Annotated in this window: 17 protein-coding genes; 11 read left to right on the top strand and 6 right to left on the bottom strand. The window is 71.6% G+C overall.

The window, feature by feature from the left end; all coding sequences use genetic code 11:
• Nucleotides 1–113 precede the first annotated feature (113 nt).
• Nucleotides 114–1,070 carry a helix-turn-helix domain-containing protein gene (locus tag AB0M29_RS14000; protein ID WP_365382485.1) on the bottom strand — a complete coding sequence of 319 codons (957 nt, stop codon included), beginning with the start codon at nucleotides 1,068–1,070 and terminating at the stop codon, nucleotides 114–116.
• A gap of 96 nt (nucleotides 1,071–1,166) precedes the next feature.
• Here AB0M29_RS14000 and AB0M29_RS13995 point away from each other — a divergent pair, with 96 nt between their 5' ends.
• Nucleotides 1,167–1,304: a hypothetical protein gene (locus AB0M29_RS13995; RefSeq protein WP_365382484.1), complete on the top strand. Its 138-nt coding sequence runs from the start codon at nucleotides 1,167–1,169 to the stop codon at nucleotides 1,302–1,304.
• 99 nt (nucleotides 1,305–1,403) lie between these two features.
• Here AB0M29_RS13995 and AB0M29_RS13990 read toward each other — a convergent pair whose 3' ends face one another.
• On the bottom strand, nucleotides 1,404–3,179 hold the full coding sequence (locus AB0M29_RS13990) for a ricin-type beta-trefoil lectin domain protein (protein ID WP_365382483.1): 1,776 nt from the start codon (nucleotides 3,177–3,179) through the stop codon (nucleotides 1,404–1,406).
• 353 nt (nucleotides 3,180–3,532) lie between these two features.
• Between AB0M29_RS13990 and AB0M29_RS13985 the strand changes: the two genes are divergently transcribed.
• From AB0M29_RS13985 to AB0M29_RS13965, 5 genes are all read left to right on the top strand, one after another.
• Nucleotides 3,533–5,917 carry an RICIN domain-containing protein gene (locus AB0M29_RS13985; RefSeq protein ID WP_365382482.1) on the top strand — a complete coding sequence of 795 codons (2,385 nt, stop codon included), beginning with the start codon at nucleotides 3,533–3,535 and terminating at the stop codon, nucleotides 5,915–5,917.
• Between the two features lie 102 nt (nucleotides 5,918–6,019).
• The gene (locus tag AB0M29_RS13980) at nucleotides 6,020–7,147 is read left to right on the top strand and encodes a ricin-type beta-trefoil lectin domain protein (protein WP_365382481.1); all 1,128 of its coding nucleotides are present in this window, start codon (nucleotides 6,020–6,022) and stop codon (nucleotides 7,145–7,147) included.
• A 123-nt stretch (nucleotides 7,148–7,270) separates the two neighbouring features.
• Entirely contained in the window at nucleotides 7,271–7,831 is a 561-nt protein-coding gene (locus AB0M29_RS13975) for a helix-turn-helix domain-containing protein (protein ID WP_365382531.1), read from the top strand.
• A gap of 157 nt (nucleotides 7,832–7,988) precedes the next feature.
• Complete coding sequence (locus AB0M29_RS13970; protein ID WP_365382480.1) at nucleotides 7,989–9,269, top strand: bifunctional GNAT family N-acetyltransferase/ATP-binding protein; 1,281 nt, start codon at nucleotides 7,989–7,991, stop codon at nucleotides 9,267–9,269.
• 145 nt (nucleotides 9,270–9,414) lie between these two features.
• Nucleotides 9,415–10,650, top strand: coding sequence for an agmatine deiminase family protein (locus tag AB0M29_RS13965; protein ID WP_365382479.1), 1,236 nt, complete (start codon nucleotides 9,415–9,417; stop codon nucleotides 10,648–10,650).
• 102 nt (nucleotides 10,651–10,752) lie between these two features.
• On the opposite strand, the gene AB0M29_RS13960 is transcribed toward AB0M29_RS13965, so the two are convergent.
• The 4 genes from AB0M29_RS13960 to AB0M29_RS13945 form a co-directional block, all read right to left on the bottom strand.
• Entirely contained in the window at nucleotides 10,753–12,450 is a 1,698-nt protein-coding gene (locus AB0M29_RS13960) for an urease subunit alpha (protein ID WP_365382530.1), read from the bottom strand.
• Nucleotides 12,451–12,509: 59 nt separating this feature from the next.
• Nucleotides 12,510–13,247, bottom strand: coding sequence for an urease subunit gamma (ureA, locus tag AB0M29_RS13955; RefSeq protein WP_365382478.1), 738 nt, complete (start codon nucleotides 13,245–13,247; stop codon nucleotides 12,510–12,512).
• Nucleotides 13,248–13,323: 76 nt separating this feature from the next.
• Nucleotides 13,324–14,499 (bottom strand): agmatine deiminase family protein, encoded by a 1,176-nt coding sequence (locus AB0M29_RS13950; protein WP_365382477.1) that lies wholly within the window; start codon nucleotides 14,497–14,499, stop codon nucleotides 13,324–13,326.
• Between the two features lie 103 nt (nucleotides 14,500–14,602).
• Entirely contained in the window at nucleotides 14,603–15,208 is a 606-nt protein-coding gene (locus AB0M29_RS13945; protein ID WP_365382476.1) for a TetR/AcrR family transcriptional regulator, read from the bottom strand.
• Nucleotides 15,209–15,460: 252 nt separating this feature from the next.
• Here AB0M29_RS13945 and AB0M29_RS13940 point away from each other — a divergent pair, with 252 nt between their 5' ends.
• From AB0M29_RS13940 to AB0M29_RS13920, 5 genes are read left to right on the top strand one after another with little or no spacing between them, the layout of a single operon-like run.
• Nucleotides 15,461–16,471, top strand: a complete 1,011-nt coding sequence (locus tag AB0M29_RS13940; RefSeq protein ID WP_365382475.1) for an agmatine deiminase family protein — start codon at nucleotides 15,461–15,463, stop codon at nucleotides 16,469–16,471.
• 36 nt (nucleotides 16,472–16,507) lie between these two features.
• Nucleotides 16,508–18,169: an ABC transporter substrate-binding protein gene (locus AB0M29_RS13935; protein ID WP_365382474.1), complete on the top strand. Its 1,662-nt coding sequence runs from the start codon at nucleotides 16,508–16,510 to the stop codon at nucleotides 18,167–18,169.
• Nucleotides 18,166–19,125: an ABC transporter permease gene (locus AB0M29_RS13930; protein ID WP_365382473.1), complete on the top strand. Its 960-nt coding sequence runs from the start codon at nucleotides 18,166–18,168 to the stop codon at nucleotides 19,123–19,125. Before AB0M29_RS13935 ends, AB0M29_RS13930 begins: the two co-directional genes overlap by 4 nt.
• The gene (locus AB0M29_RS13925; RefSeq protein WP_365382472.1) at nucleotides 19,122–19,988 is read left to right on the top strand and encodes an ABC transporter permease; all 867 of its coding nucleotides are present in this window, start codon (nucleotides 19,122–19,124) and stop codon (nucleotides 19,986–19,988) included. The genes AB0M29_RS13930 and AB0M29_RS13925 overlap by 4 nt, the downstream gene beginning before the upstream one ends.
• Entirely contained in the window at nucleotides 19,985–20,962 is a 978-nt protein-coding gene (locus tag AB0M29_RS13920; RefSeq protein ID WP_365382471.1) for an ABC transporter ATP-binding protein, read from the top strand. The genes AB0M29_RS13925 and AB0M29_RS13920 overlap by 4 nt, the downstream gene beginning before the upstream one ends.
• Nucleotides 20,963–20,983 lie beyond the last annotated feature (21 nt).

The following is a 20,983-nucleotide window of genomic DNA, read 5'->3' as shown; positions in this document are numbered from 1 at the left end:
GTATCGCCACCAGGTTCGCGCCCCGGGTGCACGCGTGGCCACGGCGTGAGCGCCATGGTTCGCAAGGATCTCGCCAGGCTCGGCTGGCTGCCCGTGCCGAAGGGCCCGGCGGGCTACTCGCCCTTGGTGAACGTCCGCCGGTACTCGCTCGGCGTGGTGCCCAGGATGTGCTGGAAGTGCAGCCGCAGATTCGCGCCCGTGCCGAGGCCGACATCGGCGGCGATCTGCTCGATGCCGCGCTCCGAGCGCTCCAGCAGTTCACGAGCCAGGTCGATACGGGCCCGCATCACCCACTGCATCGGCGTGTAGCCGGTGTCCTCGGCGAACCGCCGGGAGAAGGTGCGCGGCGACACCGCCGCGTGCCGGGCCAGCACGTCCAGGGTGAGCGGTTCGCCGAGCCGGTGCAGCGCCCATTCCCGCGTACCGGCGAATCGCTCACCCAGCGGTTCCGGCACGCTGCGCGGCACGTACTGCGCCTGGCCGCCGCTGCGGTACGGCGCCGCGACCAGCCGGCGGGCCGCGTGGTTGGAGGCGGCCACCCCGAGGTCGCCGCGCAGGATGTGCAGGCACAGGTCGATGCCCGAGGCGGCGCCCGCCGACGTCAGCACACTGCCCGCGTCCACGAACAGCACGTTCTCGTCGACCTGGATCCTCGGGTGCCGCGCGGCGAGGGCCCGTGTGTAGTGCCAGTGCGTCGTGGCGCGCTTCCCGTCGAGCAGTCCCGTCGCGGCGAGCGCGAACGCCCCCGTGGAGATGGCCGCCAGCCGCGCGCCCCGCGCGTGCGCGGCGACCAGGGCCTCGACGACCGCCTCCGGCGGGTCCTCCCGGTCGGGGAACCGGTAGCCGGGAATGAAGACGATGTCGGCCCAACCGAGCGCGTCGAGCCCGTGGGCGACGTGGTACGACAGCCCGTCCCCGCCCGTCACCAGCCCCGGCTCCGCCCCGCACACCCGCACCTCGTACGGCATGCTGCCGCGCGTCGAGAAAACTTGCGCGGGAATGCCCACATCGAGCGGCTTGGCCCCTTCGAGCACGAGGACGGCGGCACGATGCAGGCGGGAGGCGGGCACGGCACAGAGCGTACGCGGCCGAGCCCGCGGGGCAGGCCCGGCTCGGCCCGGCTCGCCAGGACCCGCCCTAGGTGGGGGTGTCCCCGATCGAGGACGGTGGGGACGCTGGTATCGGCGGCCAACGGCCTCTTCGGCCCGGACGGCGTCCTGGGGCGGATCGCCCACGCGATGGACCTCAGCTGGGGCAACTACTCGGACGCGGAGTGGTCCAACGTGTCGACCTGGAAGCACTGAGACCCACCCCCGGCGCGCGCACCGCACACCACAACACCCCCAACAGGCGGACGAGGAGCGCCTGTTGGGGGCCGCGTGCGTCAGTCGGACGCGCTCGGCTCAGCCGAGGGACCACTGCTGGTTGCCGCCGCCGTTGCAGGTCCACAGCTCGAGACCCGCGCCGTTGGGGTTGGTGGCGCCGGTGACATCGAGGCAGAGTCCCGACTGGACACCGGTGAAGGTGCCGTCGGCGTTCTTGGTCCACTGCTGGTTCGTGCCGCCGTTGCAGTCGTAGATCTCGACGGGTGTCCCGGCGGCGGTCCGGTTGTCGTAGGCGTCGAAGCACTTGCCCTCAATGACCAGGGTCTTGGCCGAGGCGCTGTAGACGACGCGTTGGTTGGGCGCGCCGTTGCAGTCCCACACGGCCAGCTGCACCGTGTTGTACGTGGTGCCCTGCGGGGTGTCGACGCAGCGGCTGGAGAGCTTGCTGACCATCGGTACGCCGATGGTGCCGTGCCCGGCCGCGGGGGTGACCTTCAGCAGGCGGGAGCCGTGGCTGGGCAGCGAGGCGGTGAAGGATCCGCTGGACGTGCCCAGGTCGGTGCGGCTCCAGACATCGCGGACCGCGGCGCTGCCCGTGAAGCCGAGATCGGACCAGGTGGCGGTGACATCGGCGGTGGAGCCGGCCAGGTTGAACAGGCCGACGGTGTAGGTGCCGTCGCCGTTGTAGGCCCACCAGGTCTGCTGCTGGGCGCCCTGCTTGACGGGGTGGGCGGGGCGGCCCGCCCGGTCGACGGCGAGCACCTCGTCGTTGGTGAGCAGGGACAGGTCGGTGGAGTCCATGTGGGTCATGTCGGTGCCCAGGATGAGCGGGGCGGCCGAGATGGACCACAGGGTGAGCTGGGTGCGGCGCTCGTCCACCGTCAGCCCGTTGCTGGAGCCGTTGCCGACCTCGATGGAGTCGGGGTCGCCCCAGCCGCCCGGGCCGTCGTATCGGACCCAGGCGGGGAGGTCGTCGAAGCGCTGCGAGACGTTGTTCCAGTTGGTCAGGGTGCTGCAGTAGCACTCCACGTCCCCGTCGACGCGCCAGCCGTTGGAGTTGTCGCGCCAGGTCTTGCCCTGGTTGACGTCGAGGGAGTTGGACAGCTGGAAGTGGATGGTGCGGCCCGACTGCTGCAGCGCCTGCGACCAGTGCTGCACGTCCGCCATGTCGCTGGTGCCGACGCCGTCCATCTTCAGGTAGTCCGCGCCGTAGGAGGCAAGCAGGTCGGCCCACGAGTTGAGGTACGCCTGGGCCGCGGCGGGGTTCTTGGCGTAGTCGATGAAGTACATCGCGCCGTTGCCGAAGTTGTAGTTCTTCTCGTAGTGCGTGGTGTCGGAGACGATGTCGCGGGCGTGGTACGAGGTGCCCTGGATGGGCGTGTTCTGGTTGTACGCGGCCACCGGGATGCCCGGCGTCAGGTACATCCCGAACTTCTCGCCCTTGCCGTGCACGTAGTCCGCGACGGCCTTCATGCCGTGCGGGAACCTGCCGGTGTCCACCACCCAGCGCCCGGCGGAGTCGACGTTGCTTCCCGGGTTGAGGTAGTAGAAGTCGTCGATGTTGATGTAGCTGAACCCATGGCCGACCAGGCCCGTCGAGGCCATCGCGGCCGCCTGAGCCTCGATGTTGGCCTCGGTCGGGTTCTTGCGGATGAAGCTCCAACTGCTCCAGCCGGACTGCGGCGTGAGGGCGGCCCCGTTGCCCTCGGCGTGGGCGGCGGATCCGGTGGTGGCCGCGTCGGCGCCGTAGAGGAACGAGCCGAGAAGGGTGGCCGCGCCCAGCAGGCCCAGCCACCTTCTGCCGCGCCCTCGGGTGCGCGTGGCGTGCGGACGTGTCCGCAGGGGGGATGTCATGGTGATGCGACTCCTCGCGGTGCCGTGGGGGGGCGGGGCCGGTCGGCACCCGCAACACTCGCGTCGCATGGTGATGCTCTGTGCGTAACACCGTCAAGACAATCGACAAGATGCAAAATAATCCAACATCCAGATCGCCTTCCCGCGCGGACCCGCACCACCGGAGCGCGGGCCTCACCCCATCTCATGATCGCTTCTGATCGTTTCCGGGCATTTTTGTCGTGAGGGGTTGACCCCAAAAGAAACACGACCACACACTGTGCTCCAACTTCCCAGCGGTATGCGGGCGTTCCACAGAGTCGAACGATCCCGGGCGCCCCGGCCGCCACACCCCCCACGGCGAAGGGCGACCCATGCGTCGCACGGCACGACTGACCCCCTTATGGATTCTGGCCCTCCTGGCCGCGCTGCTCGCGGTCGCGGCGGCTCCGGCGCGGGCCGCCACCACATCCGTCACGATCGACGGCACACAGAGCGGCCGGACGTACGACGGCATCGGCGCGATCAGCGGCGGCGGGGGCAACTCCCGCCTGCTGCGCGACTATCCGGCCGCCCAGCAGTCGCAGATCCTGGACTACCTGTTCAAGCCCGGCTACGGCGCCGACCTGCAACTGCTCAAGCTGGAGATTGGCGGTGACGCCAACTCCACCGACGGCTCGGAACCCTCCATCGAGCACAGCAGGGGCCAGATCAACTGCGACGCGGGCTACGAGTTCTGGCTCGCCGAGCAGGCCAAGGCCCGCAACCCCGCACTCAAGCTCTACGGTCTCGCCTGGGCCGCGCCCGGCTGGATCAACGGCGGCTTCTGGTCCACCGACACCGTCAACTACCTCATCTCCTGGCTCGGTTGCGCCAAGCAGCACGGCCTGACGATCAGCTACCTCGGCGGCTGGAACGAACGCGGCCACGACGCCAACTGGTACATCCAGCTGCGCTCGGCACTCGACAGCGCCGGATACGGCGGCGTGCAGCTCGTCGGCGACGACTCGGGCTGGAGCGTCGCGGACGACATGGCGAAGAACGCCGCCTTCGACAACGCGGTGTCCGTCGTCGGTGTGCACTACTCCTGCAACGGCGGTGACGGCGGCGACGCCACGTCCTGCCAGAGCACCCAGACCGGACGCGACCTCGGCAAGCCGCTGTGGGACAGCGAGAACGGCTCCCAGGACATGAACACCGGGGCCCCCGCGCTGATCCGCGCGATCACCCGCGGCTACGTCGACGCGAAGATGACCGCCTACCTCAACTGGCCACTGCTCGCCGCGATCTACCCGAACCTGCCGTACTCCACGGTGGGCCTGGCCACCGCGGGCTCGCCGTGGTCGGGCAACTACACCATCGGCGCCAGCACCTGGGCCACCGCGCAGGTCACCCAATTCACCCAGCCCGGCTGGAAGTTCATCGACTCCGCCTCCGGCTACCTCGGCGGAGCCGAGTCCAACGGCACCTACGTGAGCCTGAAGTCGCCGAACGGCACGGACTACTCCACCGTCCTGGAGACCACGACGGCCGGCGCGTCCCAGACGGTCGACGTCCATGTCCAGGGCGGACTGTCCACCGGACCCGTCCACGTCTGGGCGACCGAGGTGAACAACCCGAGCGCCGCCACGTCCTTCGTGCACACGCAGGACATCACACCGTCGGGCGGCTCGTACTCCCTGACGCTGCAGCCCGGTTACGTCTACACCGTGACCACCACCACCGGTCAGGGCAAGGGCACGGCGACCGCACCGGCCGCTCACACCCTCGCACTGCCTTACAGCGACACATATGACAACGATGCCATCGGCAGCGAGGCGACCTATCTGTCCGACATGCAGGGGTCCTTCGAGGTCCAGCCGTGCACCGGCCGCTCCGGCAACTGCGTCCAGCAGATGGCGCCGGTCAAGCCGATCGAGTGGCAGGACGACTCCGACTCCTACGCCCTGACCGGCGACACCACCTGGTCCAACTACACCGTCAGCTCCGACGTCCTGCTGCGCGGCGCGGGCACCACCGAACTGCTCGGCCGTGCCAACACCCAGCTGCGCCCCCAGTCGCACATGAACGCCTACTACTTCCGTATCCGCGACACCGGCCAGTGGTGGATCGAGAAGATGTACACCGACGGCTCCAACCACACGCTGGCCACCGGCACCACCACCGCACTGGGCACCGGCGCCTGGCACCGCCTCGCCCTCACCTTCCAGGGCTCCGCCATCAGCGCCACGGTCGACGGCAGGCAGGTCGGCTCGGTCACCGACACCTCGTTCCAGTCCGGGCAGGCGGGGCTGGGCATCCAGGGCTACCGCACCGACCAGTTCGACAACCTGTCGATCACCCCGGGCTCGGGCGGCGGGGGCGGCACCGCGACCGGGCAGATCACCTCCGCGCTGAACACCGCGAAGTGCCTGGACGACTACACCGACTCCACCACGGCGGGCGCCGTCGTCGACATCTGGGACTGCAACACCTCGTCCGCCCAGCAGTGGACCATCGGCAACAGCGCGGTCACCGTCAACGGCCTGTGCCTGGACGTCGTCGGCAACGCCACCGCGAACGGCTCCGCGGTGGATCTGTGGACCTGCCACGGCGGGTCCAACCAGCAGTGGACCGTCAGCAACGGCACCCTGGTCAATCCGGCCTCGGGCCGCTGCCTCGACATCCCCGCACTCAACACGGCCAACGGGACCGCCCTGGAGATCTGGGACTGCAACGGCGGCGCCAACCAGCGGTGGAACCTCCCCGCCGCGTCCTGAACGAGGCCGCCCGCGGCGGCGCGCCCGTCCGCCGCGGGTGTACGTCCTCCCACTGTCCTCCCACCCGTATCCCCCCGTATCCCCCCACCCGAAGGACCGACCATGATCCCTCGTACGGCACGCCTCACGGCCGCGGTCGCCGCCGCACTCTGCGCGGGCCTCGCCCTGCCCGCGACGGCCACCGCGCGACCGGCCCCCGCCACCGCCGTCAGGGCGGCCGCCGCACCCGCCACCCTGCGGCTGATGCCGCTGGGCGACTCGATCACCTGGGGCGTCGGCAGCAGCACCGGCGACAGCTACCGCGGCGACCTGGGCAGCGACCTCTCCGCCGAGGGCCACGCGCTGGACTTCGTCGGCACCGGGCGCAACGGCACCCTGTCCGACCCCGACAACGAAGGCCACTCCGGCTGGCGTATCGACCAGATCGCCGGTATCGCCGACTCGGTGCTGGCCACCTACCGGCCCAACGTCGTCACCCTGGAGATCGGCACCAACGACCTCAACCAGAACTACCAGATCCCCACCGCCACCGACCGCCTCCACGCGCTGATCGACAAGATCACCGCGGACGCGCCCGACGCGACCGTGCTCCTCGGCACCGTCATCGTGTCGACGAGCCCCACGGAGGAGCCCAACCGGCCCGCGTTCAACAACGCGCTCCCGGGCATCGTGCAGAGCGAGCAGTCCGCGGGCAGGCATGTACGGCTGGTCGACATGGGCGCCCTGACCGGCGCCGACCTGTCGGACCAGCTGCATCCCAACGACGGCGGCTACCGCAAGATGGCCGACGCCTTCAACGCCGGTGTCCAGGCCGCCGACGCCGCGGGCTGGATCAAGGCGCCCGTCCCCGCCCTCACCCCCGTACGTTCCGGCATCGCGGGCAAGTGCCTCGACGTCAACGGCGGCAACAGCGCCGCCGGCACCGCCGTACAGATCTGGACGTGCAACAACAGTGGCGCCCAGGCGTGGACCGCCCCGGGGGACGGCACGCTGCGCGCCCTCGGCAAGTGCCTGGACGTCACGGGCGCCGCCACGGCCAACGGCGCCAAGGCCGAGATCTGGGACTGCAACGGCGGCGGCAACCAGCAGTGGCAGCCGTACCAGGGCGGCTACCGCAATCCCGCCTCCGGACGGTGCCTCGACGACCCCGCGTTCTCGGCCACCGACGGCACCCAGCTGGTGATCTGGGACTGCAACGGGGGCGCCAACCAGATGTGGACCCACGCCTGACCGACCCGTGCGGGCTCGCGCCGACTAGAATTTCAGTCAGATGCGAGCCCGCATCCAGATGCACACCCGCATCGACAGGACCAGGGGTACAGGGGGCGCGGACCGGTGGCTGACCGCAGAAGGATGATCCTGGAGGCGGCGGCGCGGGTCATCGCCCGGCACGGCGTCCGCGGGCTGCGGGTGGAGGAACTGGCGGCCGAGGCCGGGGTCTCCACCGCGCTGATCTACTACCACTTCAAGCACCGCGCGGGGATCCTGCAGGCCACGCTGGAGTTCATCAGCGACCGGGCCGAGCGCTACACCACCGACCGCGAGCCCGGCGCCCCGGTGCTGGACGCGCGCGGTGAGCTGGAGCAGACGCTGCTGCTCGAACTGCAGGACACCCCCGCGGTCCGGGAGAACAGCACGGCATGGGGCGAGCTGCGGGCCAGCGCCGTCTTCGACGCGGACCTGCGCGAGGAGCTGGCCCGGGCCACGCTGGTCTGGGTGCAGGAGGTCGCCGAGCTGCTCGGCCGGGTGCATCCGATGGGCGGGGCGGCGGCGCTCGCCGGCGCCGCCGAGCGGCTCACCGCGCTGCTGGAGGGGCTGAGCATGCGCTGGCTGAGCGGCAGCCTCCCCGTCGCGCACGCCCGCGAGCTGATGGCGGGGGCCATCGACGCCGAGCTGCACCGGCTGAGCGCGTAGCCGGGGCCACCGGGAGGAAGCACCCTCGAAGGCAAGCCGTACTCCGCCAGGGACAGAACGTCAGGAGAACCGCCGCTCCTTGTCCGCCGTGGAGCTGTCGCCGCCTCGCCCGCCGCCCCTAGCTTCGGACTCCCCCAGGGTCGAGAGGCGGCAACCGGTGAACTGGCTCATCCATGACTACCGCGAGGACGATCTGGCAGCGGTGGTCCATCTGATCGACGTCACGGCGGAACTGGGCCAGGAGTCCGTGTTCTCGCTCGCCGAGTGCATCGGCGCGCTCACCACCCGGCAGCCGGCCGTCGTCGCCGTCAGCGAGGGGCAGCCGATCGGCGCGGCGCTGGCCTGCGTGGCGGGGGACCGCGCCTGGGTCATGCGGATCGCGATCGCCCCCGCGTGGCGCGGCCGTGGCCTGGCGAGCGCGCTGCTGCGGGAGTTGGAACGCCGGCTCGTCGCCGCGCGCGTCCGCAGGATCGCCTACGTGCTGCCGGAGGAGGAGTTGCTGGGGGAAGGGCTGCGCAACGCGGGCTACACCCGGCGGCCCGCGGTCGCCTACTTCGAGAAGGCGGAGCCCGCGGGTGCGTCCGCCACCGCCACCGCCTCCCTCGACGAGTTGGGCGGGCGGCTGCTGCCCGGCGACCTGTGGGCCGAGGTCGCCGGGATGGAGGCGGAGAAGGACGTCATCGAGCGCCGTATCGTGCTGCCGCTCGCGGCACCCGAGCGCGCCGCCCGGCACGGTGTCCTTCCGCCGCGTGCCATCGCGCTGTTCGGTCCGCCGGGCACCGGCAAGACGACCTTCGCCAGGGCGGTGGCCTCCCGGCTCGGCTGGCCGTTCGTCGAACTGCTGCCGTCCCGGCTGGCCGACGAGGGCAATCTGGCGGCGGCGCTGCGTACGGCCTTCGCGCGGGTGGCGGAGCTGGAGCGGGTGCTGGTCTTCATCGACGAGGTCGAGGAGATCGCCCCGGTACGGTCGGTGCCCGCGCAGTCGGGGATGCACGGGGTCACCAACGAACTGCTCAAGCTGATCCCGCGGTTCCGGGAGGGCGAGGAGCGGCTGCTGGTCTGCGCGACCAACTCGATCCGCTCGCTCGACCCGGCCTTCCTGCGGCCGGGCCGGTTCGACTACCTCATCCCGATCGGCACCCCGGACGCGGCGGCCCGCTCGGCCATCTGGTCGCGGTACGCCGCGCAGCGGCCCGATGTCGACCTCGACGCGCTGGTCGCCGCGAGCGGCCGCCTGACCCCGGCCGACATCGAGCACGTGGCGCGTACGGCAGCCCAGTCCGCCTTCGAACGCGACCTCGGCGCGGGCCCGGCCACCGCCCCGGCCGGCGCGGGCACCGCCGACTACCTCGACGCCCTGAGCCACTGCCGCCCCACGGTGACCCCGGCCATGATCGACCAGTTCACCGCCGACATCGCCTCCCACGCCCGCCTGTGACTCCGCCACCGAGCGCGACGCTTCGACCCATGCCCAGCGACCTGACTGAAATTTCAGTGAGGAGTATTGACCGAGCGCTTGGCCAGTTATAGCTTTCCGGGCAACCCGCTGGAGGGTCCACGGGTTGCTGAATCGGAGGCCGTTGATGAGCGACCACGTAGCGACTGACGGATCGTCCGCCGGGCCGCGGGAGCGGGTGTGGGGGCGGCGGTCGTTCCTCGCCGCCGCCACCGCGGCCGGTGCCACGGCGGTCGGCGCCGCTTGGGTGGCGACGACCGGGGTGAGCTCGGCGCAGCCGGTCCGGCAGGCCCCCGCCGCCGTCGACCCGTGCACGCCCACGCCGACACCCACCGCCACCGGCGGGACCGGTGCCTTCGTGGCGCCGCTGGACAGCGTCCCGCACACCCGCACGTGGATGGCGTGGCCCGACAGCACCTCCATCTACGGGAGCAAGCTGTCGGGACTGCAGGCGAACATCGCGCTGATCGCCAACACGATCGCCAAGTACGAGCCGGTGTACGTGCTGGCGAACTCCCGGAGCGCGACGGCCGCGCGCGGCGCGTGCAACGCGGTGGGTGTGACGGTGGTGAGTTCCATCCCGGTCGACGACTGCTGGATGCGCGACTCGGGACCGGTGTTCCGTACGAACGGCGCGGGCGGACTCGACACGGTCGGACTGAACTTCAACGGCTGGGGCAACCACCAGACGCACGCGAACGACGCCCTGGTGGCGTCCCGGGTGGCCGCCTACCTGGGCCTGCCCTTCACCGCCGCGGGGCTGGTCAGTGAGGGCGGCGCGATCGAGGCCGACGGGGTGGGCACCCTGATGGCGACGAAGTCGAGCATCATCGACCCGGCCCGCAACCCGGGGAAGACACAGGCCCAGTTGGAGGCCGCGATGTGCGCCGCGTACGGGGCGTCCAAGGTGATCTGGTTCACCGGGATCTCCGGCCAGGACATCACCAACGACCATGTCGACGCGACCTCGCGCTTCCTGTCCGCCGGGGCGGGCCTGGTGCAGACCCCCAACCCGGCCGACCCGTCGGACATCTGGTCCCAGGACGAGGACCAGCAGTACGGCGTGCTCTCGACGTCCACCACCGCCCAGGGCGCCGCGATCGCGGTGACGAGACTCCAGTCGCCCGACTACAACAAGATCCGTGCCACCAGCCAGGACTTCGTGGACTCCTACGCCAACTACTACGTGTGCAACGGCGCGGTGATCTCAGCCCAGTTCGGCGACAAGACTGCGGACGCCAACGCCAAGGCCGTACTGACCCGGCTCTTCCCCGGCCGGACCATCGAGCAGCTCAACATCGACAACCTGGGCACCCAGGGCGGCGGCATCCACTGCGTCACCCAGCCGCAGCCCGCACCGTAGGACCGTCAGGCGGACGGGGAGCGCGGGCGAGCGGCGGGGCGGCGAGGTGGAGACCTCGCCGCCCCGCCGTTTTCCTTCCGGTCGCGTGACTTTGACGGGCCGTCAGAGGAAGTAGAGGCGGCTGAGCGAGACCGTGTCGGCGGGGGCCGAGTGCAGCGGCTCGTCGTCGAGGGTGACGATGCCGCTGGCCGGGTCGACGTCGATGCTGCCCGTACGGGTGTTGCGGAGCATGTGGCGCGGGCCGATGCCGCGGGTGCCGCGCACGGCGACGCGGCGGCGCCGGGTGGGCATCGCGTCGCCGTTGTCGAGGGCGGCGCGGGCCACGAAGGCGACCGACAGATCGGCGGGGGTGGCGCCGTGGGCGCCGAACAGCGGGCCGATGACCAGGGGTTCGCAGCGGTCGGTGGAGGCGTTGGGGTCGCCGGTGACGCCGTAGGCGGGGAAGCCGGCCTTGAGCACCATCTGGGGTTTGGCGCCGAAATGGTCGGGGCGCCACAGCACGAGGTCGGCGAGCTTGCCCACCTCGACGGAGCCGATCTCGTGCGAAAGGCCGTGCGCGATCGCCGGGTTGATGGTGAGTTTGGCGATGTAGCGCAGGACCCGCTCGTTGTCGTCGCCGCCGTCCCGCTCGCCGTAGGACCCGGTGCCGTCGAGCGGCCCCAGCTCGCCCTTCATCTTCCCGGCCAGGGCGAACGTACGGCGGACGGTCTCCCCCGCCCGGCCCATCCCCTGGGCGTCCGAGGAGGTGATGGGGATGATGCCGAGGTCGTGCAGGACGTCCTCGGCCCCCATGGTCCCGGCGCGTATACGGTCGCGGGCCAGCGCGGCGTCGCCGGGCAGGTCGGTCTTGAGGTCGTGCGCCGAGACGATCATGCCGAAGTGCTCGCCGAGCGCGTCGCGGCCGAAGGGCAGGGTCGGGTTGGTGGACGAGCCGATGACATGCGGGACGCCGGCCATCTTGAGGACGTTGGGGACATGGCCGCCACCGCAGCCCTCGATGTGGAAGGCGTGGATGGTGCGGCCGTCCAGTACGGCCAGGGTGTCCTGGACCGACAGGCACTCGTTGAGGCCGTCGGTGTGCAGGGCGACCTGGACGTCGTGCTCCTCCGCGGTGCGCAGCGCGGTGTCCAGGGCGCGGGTGTGGGCGCCCATGTCCTCGTGGACCTTGAAGCCGGACGCGCCGCCCTCGGCGAGGGCCTCGACGAGCGGCGCGGCGTGGGAGGACGAACCGCGGGCGAGGAAGCCGATGTTGACCGGCCAGGCGTCGAAGGCGTTGAACGCGTGGCGCAGCGCCCAGGGGGAGTTGACGCCCACTCCCCAGGCGGGGCCGAACTCCTGGCCGATGAGGGTGGTGACCCCGGAGGCCAGCGACGCCTCCATGATCCGGGGCGACAGCAGATGGACATGGGTGTCGATGGCCCCGGCGGTGGCGATCAGCCCCTCGCCGGAGACGATGGCGGTGCCGGTGCCGACCACCACGTCCACGCCGTCGAGGGTGTCCGGGTTGCCCGCCCGGCCGATGGCGTGGATACGGCCCTCGCGGATGCCGATGCTGGTCTTGCGGATGCCCAGCACCGCGTCGATGACCAGGACGTTGCTGACCACCAGGTCGCAGGTCTCGCGCACGGCGGCGGCCTTGAGGTGCAGGCCGTCGCGGGCGGTCTTGCCGAATCCGGCCAGGAACTCGTCGCCGTACGCTTGCGAGTCCGACTCGACGCGCACGATGAGCCCGGTGTCGCCCAGCCGCACCCGGTCCCCCGCGCGCGGGCCGTGGACGGCGATGTAGTCGCGGGGCGTGATCGCCTCCGCCGTGGTGCCGGGGCGGCCGTGGCAGCCCCGGGCGTCGAATCCGCTGCCGCTCACTGGTCCGCCTCCCGGGGTGCGCGGGCCGCCGGTACGTCCGCCTGCGGGTAGTGGAGGAGGTAGCCGGTGGCGCGGGCGCGTTCCAGCGCGGCCTCCTTGGCGCCGGGTGCGTCCAGGGGCCCGTCGACCAGCCCCGCGAAGCCGATCGCCGTCCGCTTGCCGCCGACGGGGACCAGTTCGACCTCCACGGTGGCGCCCGGTGCGAAGCGGACCGTGGACCCGGCGGGCACGGCCAGCCGCAACCCGTAGGCGGCCGCGCGCTCGAAGGCCAGCCGCGGGTTGGCCTCGAAGAAGTGGAAGTGCGAGGTGACGCTGATCGGCAGCGGCGAGGTGTTGGCCACCGCCAACCGCACGACGGCGGCGGCGGGTTGGGCTTCCACGCCGTCGCCCGGCAGCGCCGCGCCGGGCGCCTGCGGGCCCAGCGACCCGGCGCCGCGGAACGGGTCGTCGACGACGCACAGCCGCGTACCGTCCTCGAACACCGCTTCCACCTGCAGTGTCGTCACCACGTCCGGCACCCCGGGCAGCACATCGGCCGCCGACAGCACATGCCGCCCGGCGTCGACGGCCTCGGCCAGCCGCAGGCCGTCGCGGGCCGCCTCGCAGACGGTGTCGGCGATCAGCGCGGTCGCCTCGGGGATGTTCAGCAGCAGCCCGCGCGCGCGGCGGGCGCGGGCGAGTTCGGCCGCTGTGAAGATCAGCAGCCGGTCCCGCTCGGTCGGTGAGAGTCGCACAACGCCTCGTCAGGGAGTAGGGAGGGCAGGAAGGACCGCCCGGCGATCGGGCGGTCCGGGCGCGGCGTGCGCGCCGTCACGACGCCGGGGTGCCGGGCTGGTCGTGGGTCGAGCAGTGGATCCCGCCGCCGCCCGCGGCGATGGCGTCGATCTTCAGGGGGACGATGTCGCGGTCGGGGAACTGGTCGCCGACGATCTCCTGCGCCTTGCGGTCGGCCGCCTCGTCACCGAACCGGGGCAGGAAGACGGCCTGGTTGGCGACGTAGAAGTTGATGTACGACGAGACGAAGGCGTCGCCGCGACCGGTGATCAGATCCGGGTCGGGCTGCGGCAGTTCGACGATCCGCAGCGGCCTGCCGTGCGCGTCGGTGGCTTCCTTGAGCACCTGCTTGGCCTGCGCGGAGGAGCGCGACCAGACGTCCTCGGGGGCGCCGGGGAACGGCTGGTCCAGCAGGACGACGCCCGGTGCGACGAAGCGTGCGAGGCAGTCGACGTGCGCGTCGGTGATGTCCTGTCCGCGCACTCCGGCGAGCCAGATGACCTTGGTGACGCCGAGCGCGGCCTTCAGCTCGGACTCGATCCGGTCCCGGGACGTGCCCGGATTGCGGTTGTCGTTGACCACGGAGCTCTCGGTGACCAGCAGGGTGCCCTGGCCGTCGGTCTCCAGGGCGCCGCCCTCGGCGACGACGGGAGTGGCGATACGGGGGATGCCGTACTTGCTGAGTACCGCGGCGGCCAGGCGGGAGTCGTTGCCGTGCTCCTTCTGCTTGTCGCCCCAGCCGTTGAAGTTGAAGTCGACGCCCTTGAGGACGGCCTTGTCGTGGACGAACACCGGGAGCGTGTCCCGCGCCCACAGGTCGTCCACGGGCATCGCGACAACCTCGACCTCCTGGCCGCACGCCTGCTGCGCCGCGTCCACCTGCCCCGGGCGGGCGAAGAGGACCACCGGCTCGTACCGGCCGACGGCCCGGGCCACCGCGGCGATGTCGGCGCGGACGGCGGGGAGCTGGTCGTCCCAGATGCCCGTCGAGGCGGGCCAGCACATGAAGGTCCGCGCGTGGCGCTCCCACTCCGCGCCGAAAGTACGACCCGTGGCCGCGCCGGACGCGGGCCGGGAGGAGGTGGCCGGTCCCGTGGTGTCGTCGGCCGTGGCCGAGCCGTCGTTCGACGCGCAGGCGGAGGCGCCGAGGGCGGTGAGACCGGCACCGGCCAGGGACCGCAGGAGGTGGCGGCGGGAGAGCGGAGGGGGCACGGGTGGCTCCGAACGGGAGGGGCGCGGCAGAAGGAGACCGCGCCGCGGTGGGGCGCAAGGGCTGCACGATGCCGCCCCAGCGTCTCATTGACTGAAAATTCAGTCAACATGCCACGCCCACCCGCACCGCGCTGTCCCGTGCGGCGCCCAGCTCGGCGTCGATGGCGTCGCCGAGCAGGCGCCGGGCGTGCTCCAGCGGGATGGACCCGCTGAGCCAGCGGGTACTGAGCCCTTCCAGCAGCGAGGTCAGCCGCTCGGCGGCGGCCGCGTGCTCGGGAGCGGTGCCGCCGGGGCTGGCCCGCCCGATCAGCTCGGCGGTCTCCTGCACCCAGGCGAGCGTGGCCTTGGCCAGGTCCTCGCGGAGGTCGGGCTCGAAGATCGCGCTGGCGCGCAGCTCCCCCCAGGCGGTGCTGTTCTCGCGCACCTCGGGTGTGTCCTGGAGTTCGAGCAGCAGCGCCTGGCGCAGGTCGCCCCGGGGGCCGAGCGGGGCCGCCGCGGGGTCGCGCTCCGCGGTGTAGCGGTCCGCGCGCGCGATGATGAACTCCAGGGTCCTGCGCAGGATCCCGGCCCGGTCGGTGAAGTGGTAGTAGATCAGCGAGGTGGACACGCCCGCCTCCGCCGCCAGTTCGCCCACGCGCAGCCCGCGCACCCCGCGGCGGGTGATGACGCGGGTGGCGGCTTCGAGGATGTCCGTTCGACGGTCCGACATGAGCGGTCACTGTACCCGCCCGGGCGCGATTCCTGACTGATCTCTCAGGTTTCCGCTCTGGAACGGCCTCGGTGGCGGCATTCCACGCCACCCAGGCCGCCCATTCCTGAGCCTTAGGCACGATATCTCCCCTGCACAGCAGCGAGGATTGGCCGATCGAGGAGTATTGACTGAACTTTCAGTTCGGTGGAGTATTCGGGCACCGCACCGCCAGAAGGTGCGGCGATGACAGAGATGAAGAGAAGAGTCGCCATGACGTTCCGTATGCCGGCCGAGTGGACGCAGCACGAGCGCTGCCTGATGGCCTGGCCCGCCCGGCCCGAGCTGTGGGGCGGGGTCCTGGACGAGGTGCGGCAGGAGTACGCCCAAGTGGCCCGCGCGATCGCGCAGTTCGAGCCGGTGACCATGGTCGCCCTGCCCGGGCAGGGCGAGGGCGCGCGGGCCGCCTGCGGTGAGTCCGTCGAGATCGTCGAACTGCCCATCGACGACTCCTGGTTCCGCGACTCGGGGCCGATCTTCGTCACGGACGAGGACGGGCGGTGCGCGGGCGTGGACTTCCGCTTCAACTCCTGGGGCGAGAAGCACTCCCCCTGGGACGCCGACGACCGGATCTCCGCCGCCCTGCTGGAGCGGATGGACGTCCCCCGCATCGCCTCCTCGATGGTCCTGGAGGGCGGCTCGATCACGGTCGACGGCGAGGGCACGCTGATCACCACCGAGCAGTGCCTGCTGCACCCCAACCGCAACCCGGGGATGTCCAAGGAGGAGATCGAGGCCGAGCTGATGGCCCGCCTCGGTGTCACCAAGGTGATCTGGCTGCCCTACGGCGGCCTGGAGGACACCGAGACCGACGGGCACGTGGACGGTGTCTGCGCCTTCACCGCCCCCGGCAAGGTCGTCGTCCACCTGCCGAGCGACCCCGACCACCCCGACCACGCGCGCATGCGCGCCAACCGCGCCGTACTGGAGGCCGCGACCGACGCGCGGGGTGACCGGCTGGAGATCGTCGACCTCCCGCAGAGCGCCTTCGTCACGGTCGCGGGCCGGCCGACCGAGGTCGGCTACCTCAACTTCTACGTCGCCAACGGCGGTGTCGTGGTCCCCGTCGCGGATGTCGACGCGGACAGGGACGCCCTCGCCGTCATCGCCGGAGCCTTCCCCGACCGCAAGGTCGTCGGCGTGCGGGCCCGGGTGATCGCCTTCGGCGGCGGCGGCGTCCACTGCATCACCCAGCAGGTGCCGGCGGACCGTCCGGCGCGCTGACCGCACGCGCCCCCGAGCACGGAAGAGAGAGCACCGATGGCAAGAACCCTGCCCCCGTCCCGAGGCGGTGGACGCCTGCGGCGCGGCCTGGGCGCCGCGTCCGCCGCCGCGACGGCACTCGTCCTGGCCGCCGCCTGCTCGGGGCCGCCCGCCGCGGGCCCGTCGGGCTCGGCGCCCGCCTACCGGCTCTCGGCCGGCACCCCCGCCGCCAAGGGCGACCTGGCCTCCTTCACCTGGGCGCTGTACGCCGAACCGCCGACGCTCGACTACATCTACGCGTTCGACTACGAGCAGAACATGATCCTGTCGAACGTCTGCGAGAGCCTGATGCGCTGGACGCCGCAACTGAAGGAGGAGCCGGGCCTGGCCGAGAAGGTCGAGCGGCCGAACCCCACCACCTTCGTCTTCGACCTGCGACCGGGGGTGCGGTTCCACGACGGCGGTGTGATGACCGCCGACGACGTCGTCTACAGCCTCAAGCGCCAGATGGAGCCCGCGCTGGGCTCGTACTGGGTGCAGTCCTTCCAGAACGTCGCCTCGGTGGCGAAGTCAGGACCGCTGCAGGTCACCGTCAGGCTCAAGCGGCCCGACTCGCAGTTCCCGCAGTACATGGCCACCGCGGCGGGTGTCGTCGCCGGCGCGCGGGGAGTGCGGGCGGCGGGGAAGAACTACGGCACCTCGGGCAGTCTGGACTGCACCGGCCCCTACCGGCTCGGCTCCTGGACCAAGGGCCAGTCCCTTACCCTGGACCGCTTCCCCGGCTACTGGGGCAAGCGCGCCAAGTCCGCCAAGGTCCGCTTCGACTTCCTCACCGACCCCTCGGCCCTGACCAACGCCCTGCTCAGCGGTGAGGCCGACGGCAGCTACCTCGTCCCGACCGAGAGCTACAACCGGCTGCGCGGCAGCGGCGTCGGCACCCTCTGGTTCGGCGAGGGCCTGACGACGGTCAACGTGAACGTCACCAGCCTCAAGGGCGCCCTCGGTGACGTACGCGTACGCCGCGCCCTGTCGATGGCGCTCGACCGCCCCGGCTTCGTCAAGGCGGGACTGTCCGGCGTGGGTACGGTCACCAACTCCGTTTCCCCGCGCGCCGCTTGGGATGCGGCGCCGCCCGCCGTGCGCAAGTCGGCGTTCGACGATCTGCCGTCGGCCCGTCAGGACCTGACGCTGGCCCGGGCGTTGATCAAACAGGCGGGCGCCACCGGGCGGACGGTGACCGTCGCCACCAGCCCGATCGGCCAGGACGTGTCGCTGCTCGCCACGGCCGTGCAGGCGGCGGGCACCGAGATCGGCCTGAACGTCAAGCTGAAGACCATCGCTCCGAACGCGTACACGGCGCTGTTCTCCGACCCCAAGGCACGCGCCGGGCTCGACATGTTCCCCGAGACGTACTACCTGTCGCTGAGCGACCCCATGGACGTGCTGTCCAACTTCTCGACCACGGGCTTCCAGAACTACGCCGGGTACAGCGACCCCGCCTACGACCGGCTGGTGGCGCGTGCCGTCGCCGCGTACGACCCCGACGAGCGGCTGGCGATCGAGGCGAAGCTGCAGAAGACGGCCGCCGACGAGGTGCTGTGGATGCCCGCCGCCGAGTGGCCCACGTCCGTGTTCCTCAACAAGCGGCTCACCGGCGCCCCCACCACCATCTCCTATCTGTACTACCCGTGGGCCGCGGACGTCGGGGCGGCGGGATGACCTTCCTCAGATTCGCCGCGCGCCGGCTGGCCGAGATGGCGGCGACGCTGCTGGGCGCCTCCTTCGTGATCTTCGGTGCGATGTATCTCGCGCCCGGCAGCCCGGCGAGCTTCCTGCTCTCCGGCCGTTCCGCCTCGCCCGAGGCGATCAAGGCCATCAACGACCAGTACCACCTGGGCGACCCTTTCGTGGTGCAGTACTTGCGCTGGCTCGGCGATGTGCTGCACGGCGACTTCGGGCGGTCCATCGAGTACCGCACCAGCGTCTCGGGGCTGCTCGCCGCCCGGTTGCCCAGCACGCTGCTGCTGGTCGCCATGGCGCTCGTGCTGGTTCTCACCGCCGGTCTGGCGCTGGGCTGGATCAGCGCGGTGCGCGGCGGCGCCACCGACTCCACCGTCCTGGTGGCCACCACCTTCGCGGTCGGCACACCGTCCTTCGTGGCCGCCGTACTGCTCCAGGGCCTCTTCGCCGTCCGGCTGCACTGGTTCCCCAGCAGCGGGAGCGGCAGTGGATTCGTCCAGATGGTCTGGCATCTCACCCTGCCCGCCGTCGCGCTCGCCCTCTACCTGATCGGCATGCTGGCGCGGGTCACCCGCAGTTCCATGCTGGAGGCGATGGGCCACGAGCATGTCGCCGTCGCCCGCAGCCGCGGTGTGCCGGAGGTCAGGGTGATCCGCCGCCATGTGTTCCGCAACTCGCTCGGCACCGTGCTGACGATGGGCGGGCTGATCGTCTCCACCCTGCTGATCTGCACCGTCCTGGTGGAGTCGGCCTTCAGCGTCAACGGCGTCGGGCAACTGCTCGACCTGTCCACGACCACCAAGGACTTCCCCGTGGTCCAGGCCATCTCCCTGATCATCGTCGGGCTCTTCATGACCGTGAACCTGGTCGTCGACCTGCTCCACCCGCTGGTCGACCCCCGGGTCACCCTGGGCGCCGGGGGGTCGGCCGTATGACGACCGCGACACCGGCCGCGCTGCGGCGCCGCCCTGGCATCTCCCGGTTCAGGACCACCAGTTCACCGCTCTACCTGCTGTGCCTCGGCGTGGTGGCCGTGATCGTGCTCGTCGCGCTGCTCGCCCCGTGGCTGGTGCCGCACCCGCCCAACGCCGTCGACCTGGGCAGCGCGCTGGCCGGGCCCTCCGGCGCCCACCCCCTCGGCGTCGACGCCTCCGGCCGCGACACCCTCTCCCGGCTGGTCGTCGGCGCCCGCACCTCGCTGCTCGGACCGCTGGGCGTGGTGCTGTTCTCCACCGTCGCGGGCGGCGCGGTGGGCGCGGCCGCGGGCTGGCGCGGCGGGTGGCTGGACTCCGTGCTCTCCCGCGGTTCCGAGCTGGTCTTCGCGTTCCCCGGACTGCTGCTCGCCATCCTCATCGTCGCGATCTACGGCGAGGGGCTGCCGCCGCTGGTCGTCGCGCTCGGCATCGCCTACCTCCCGTACGTCAGCAGGCTCACCCGCTCGCTGGTGCTCGCCGAGCGGGAACGCCCCTATGTCGAGGCCTACCAGGTCCAGGGCCACTCCAGCCTGCAGATCTGCCTGCGCCATGTCGTCCCCAACATCGCCCCGGTGGTGCTGGCCCAGTCCACCGTCAACTTCGGCTACGCGCTGATCGACCTGGCGGGCCTGTCCTTCCTCGGTCTCGGCGTCCCGCCGCTGACGCCCGACTGGGGCCGGATGGTCTTCGACGGCGAGAGCGCCGTCCAGAGCGGCTATCCGCTGTCGGCGGTCCTGCCCTGCGCCGCGATCGTGCTGACCGTCGTCGCCTTCAACGTCGTCGGCGAGCACTGGGCCGACAAGGTCGCCAGGAGGGACCGATGAACGCCCTGGACATCCGGGGGCTGCACCTGAGCCTGCCCGGAACCGCCCGGCCCGTACTGGCCGGTGTCGACCTGACCGTGGCGACCGGGGAGACCGTGGCCCTGGTCGGCGAGTCCGGCTCCGGCAAGACCCTCACCTCGCGCAGTGTGCTGCGGCTGCTGCCCAAGGGAGCCACGACGCGGGGCAGCGTCCTCGTCGAGGGCGAGGACGTACTGGCGATGACCCCGGCCGCACTGCGCCAACTGCGCACGCACACCGCGGCGATGATCTTCCAGGACCCCCGGGCGGCCATCAACCCGCTGCGCCGCGTCGGGGACTTCCTCACCGAGAGCCTGCGGCTGAACGCCGGTACGGACGCCGCCGAGGCCGAGCGGCGCGCCACCGTCATGCTCGAAGCCGTCGGTCTCACCACGGCCGTGCTGCGCCAGTACCCCGGCCAACTCTCCGGCGGCATGCTGCAACGCGTCATGATCGCGGCCGCGTTGACCGGCGATCCCACCCTGATCCTGGCCGACGAACCCACCACCGCGCTGGACGTCACCACCCAGGCCGAGGTCGTCGCCCTCCTCGGCGACCTGCGCCGGCGCTTCGGCACCGGTCTGCTGTTCGTCACCCACGACCTGGGGCTGGCGGCCGCGATCAGCGACCGGGTGTACGTGATGTACGCCGGGCGCATCGCCGAGACCGGCCCGGCCGGCACCCTGTTCCACCGCCCCCACCACCCGTACACCGCGGCCCTGCTCGACTCGACTCCGCGCCTTGACGCCCCCCGGGGGCGGCTCGCCGCGATCGACGGGCAGCCGCCGAGCCTGCGCGAGGCCCTGACCGGCTGTCCGTTCGCCCCGCGCTGCCGTTACGCGACAGCGGTCTGCGCCGAGGAGCCGCCCGAGCGGCTCCCGGTGGCGGGCGACCCGGGCCACCGTGTCGCCTGCCACCACAGCGCCCTGGTCGCGGGCGGTGCACCCGATGAGTAGACCCGCCACGGAGGCCGCCGA

It is taken from the genome of Streptomyces sp. NPDC051976 (genome assembly GCF_040680795.1).
Lineage (GTDB): Bacteria > Actinomycetota > Actinomycetes > Streptomycetales > Streptomycetaceae > Actinacidiphila.
This window is presented reverse-complemented; position numbering and strand designations above follow the sequence as displayed.

Excerpts from the sequence above, each read along its gene's own strand:
- AB0M29_RS13990 (WP_365382483.1), bottom strand. The coding sequence starts at position 3,179 with ATGACATCCCCCCTGCGGACACGTCCGCACGCCACGCGCACCCGAGGG.
- AB0M29_RS13985 (WP_365382482.1), top strand. The coding sequence starts at position 3,533 with ATGCGTCGCACGGCACGACTGACCCCCTTATGGATTCTGGCCCTCCTG.
- AB0M29_RS13980 (WP_365382481.1), top strand. The coding sequence starts at position 6,020 with ATGATCCCTCGTACGGCACGCCTCACGGCCGCGGTCGCCGCCGCACTC.
- AB0M29_RS13975 (WP_365382531.1), top strand. The coding sequence starts at position 7,271 with ATGATCCTGGAGGCGGCGGCGCGGGTCATCGCCCGGCACGGCGTCCGC.
- AB0M29_RS13965 (WP_365382479.1), top strand. The coding sequence starts at position 9,415 with ATGAGCGACCACGTAGCGACTGACGGATCGTCCGCCGGGCCGCGGGAG.
- AB0M29_RS13945 (WP_365382476.1), bottom strand. The coding sequence starts at position 15,208 with ATGTCGGACCGTCGAACGGACATCCTCGAAGCCGCCACCCGCGTCATC.
- AB0M29_RS13940 (WP_365382475.1), top strand. The coding sequence starts at position 15,461 with ATGACGTTCCGTATGCCGGCCGAGTGGACGCAGCACGAGCGCTGCCTG.
- AB0M29_RS13935 (WP_365382474.1), top strand. The coding sequence starts at position 16,508 with ATGGCAAGAACCCTGCCCCCGTCCCGAGGCGGTGGACGCCTGCGGCGC.
- AB0M29_RS13930 (WP_365382473.1), top strand. The coding sequence starts at position 18,166 with ATGACCTTCCTCAGATTCGCCGCGCGCCGGCTGGCCGAGATGGCGGCG.
- AB0M29_RS13925 (WP_365382472.1), top strand. The coding sequence starts at position 19,122 with ATGACGACCGCGACACCGGCCGCGCTGCGGCGCCGCCCTGGCATCTCC.
- AB0M29_RS13920 (WP_365382471.1), top strand. The coding sequence starts at position 19,985 with ATGAACGCCCTGGACATCCGGGGGCTGCACCTGAGCCTGCCCGGAACC.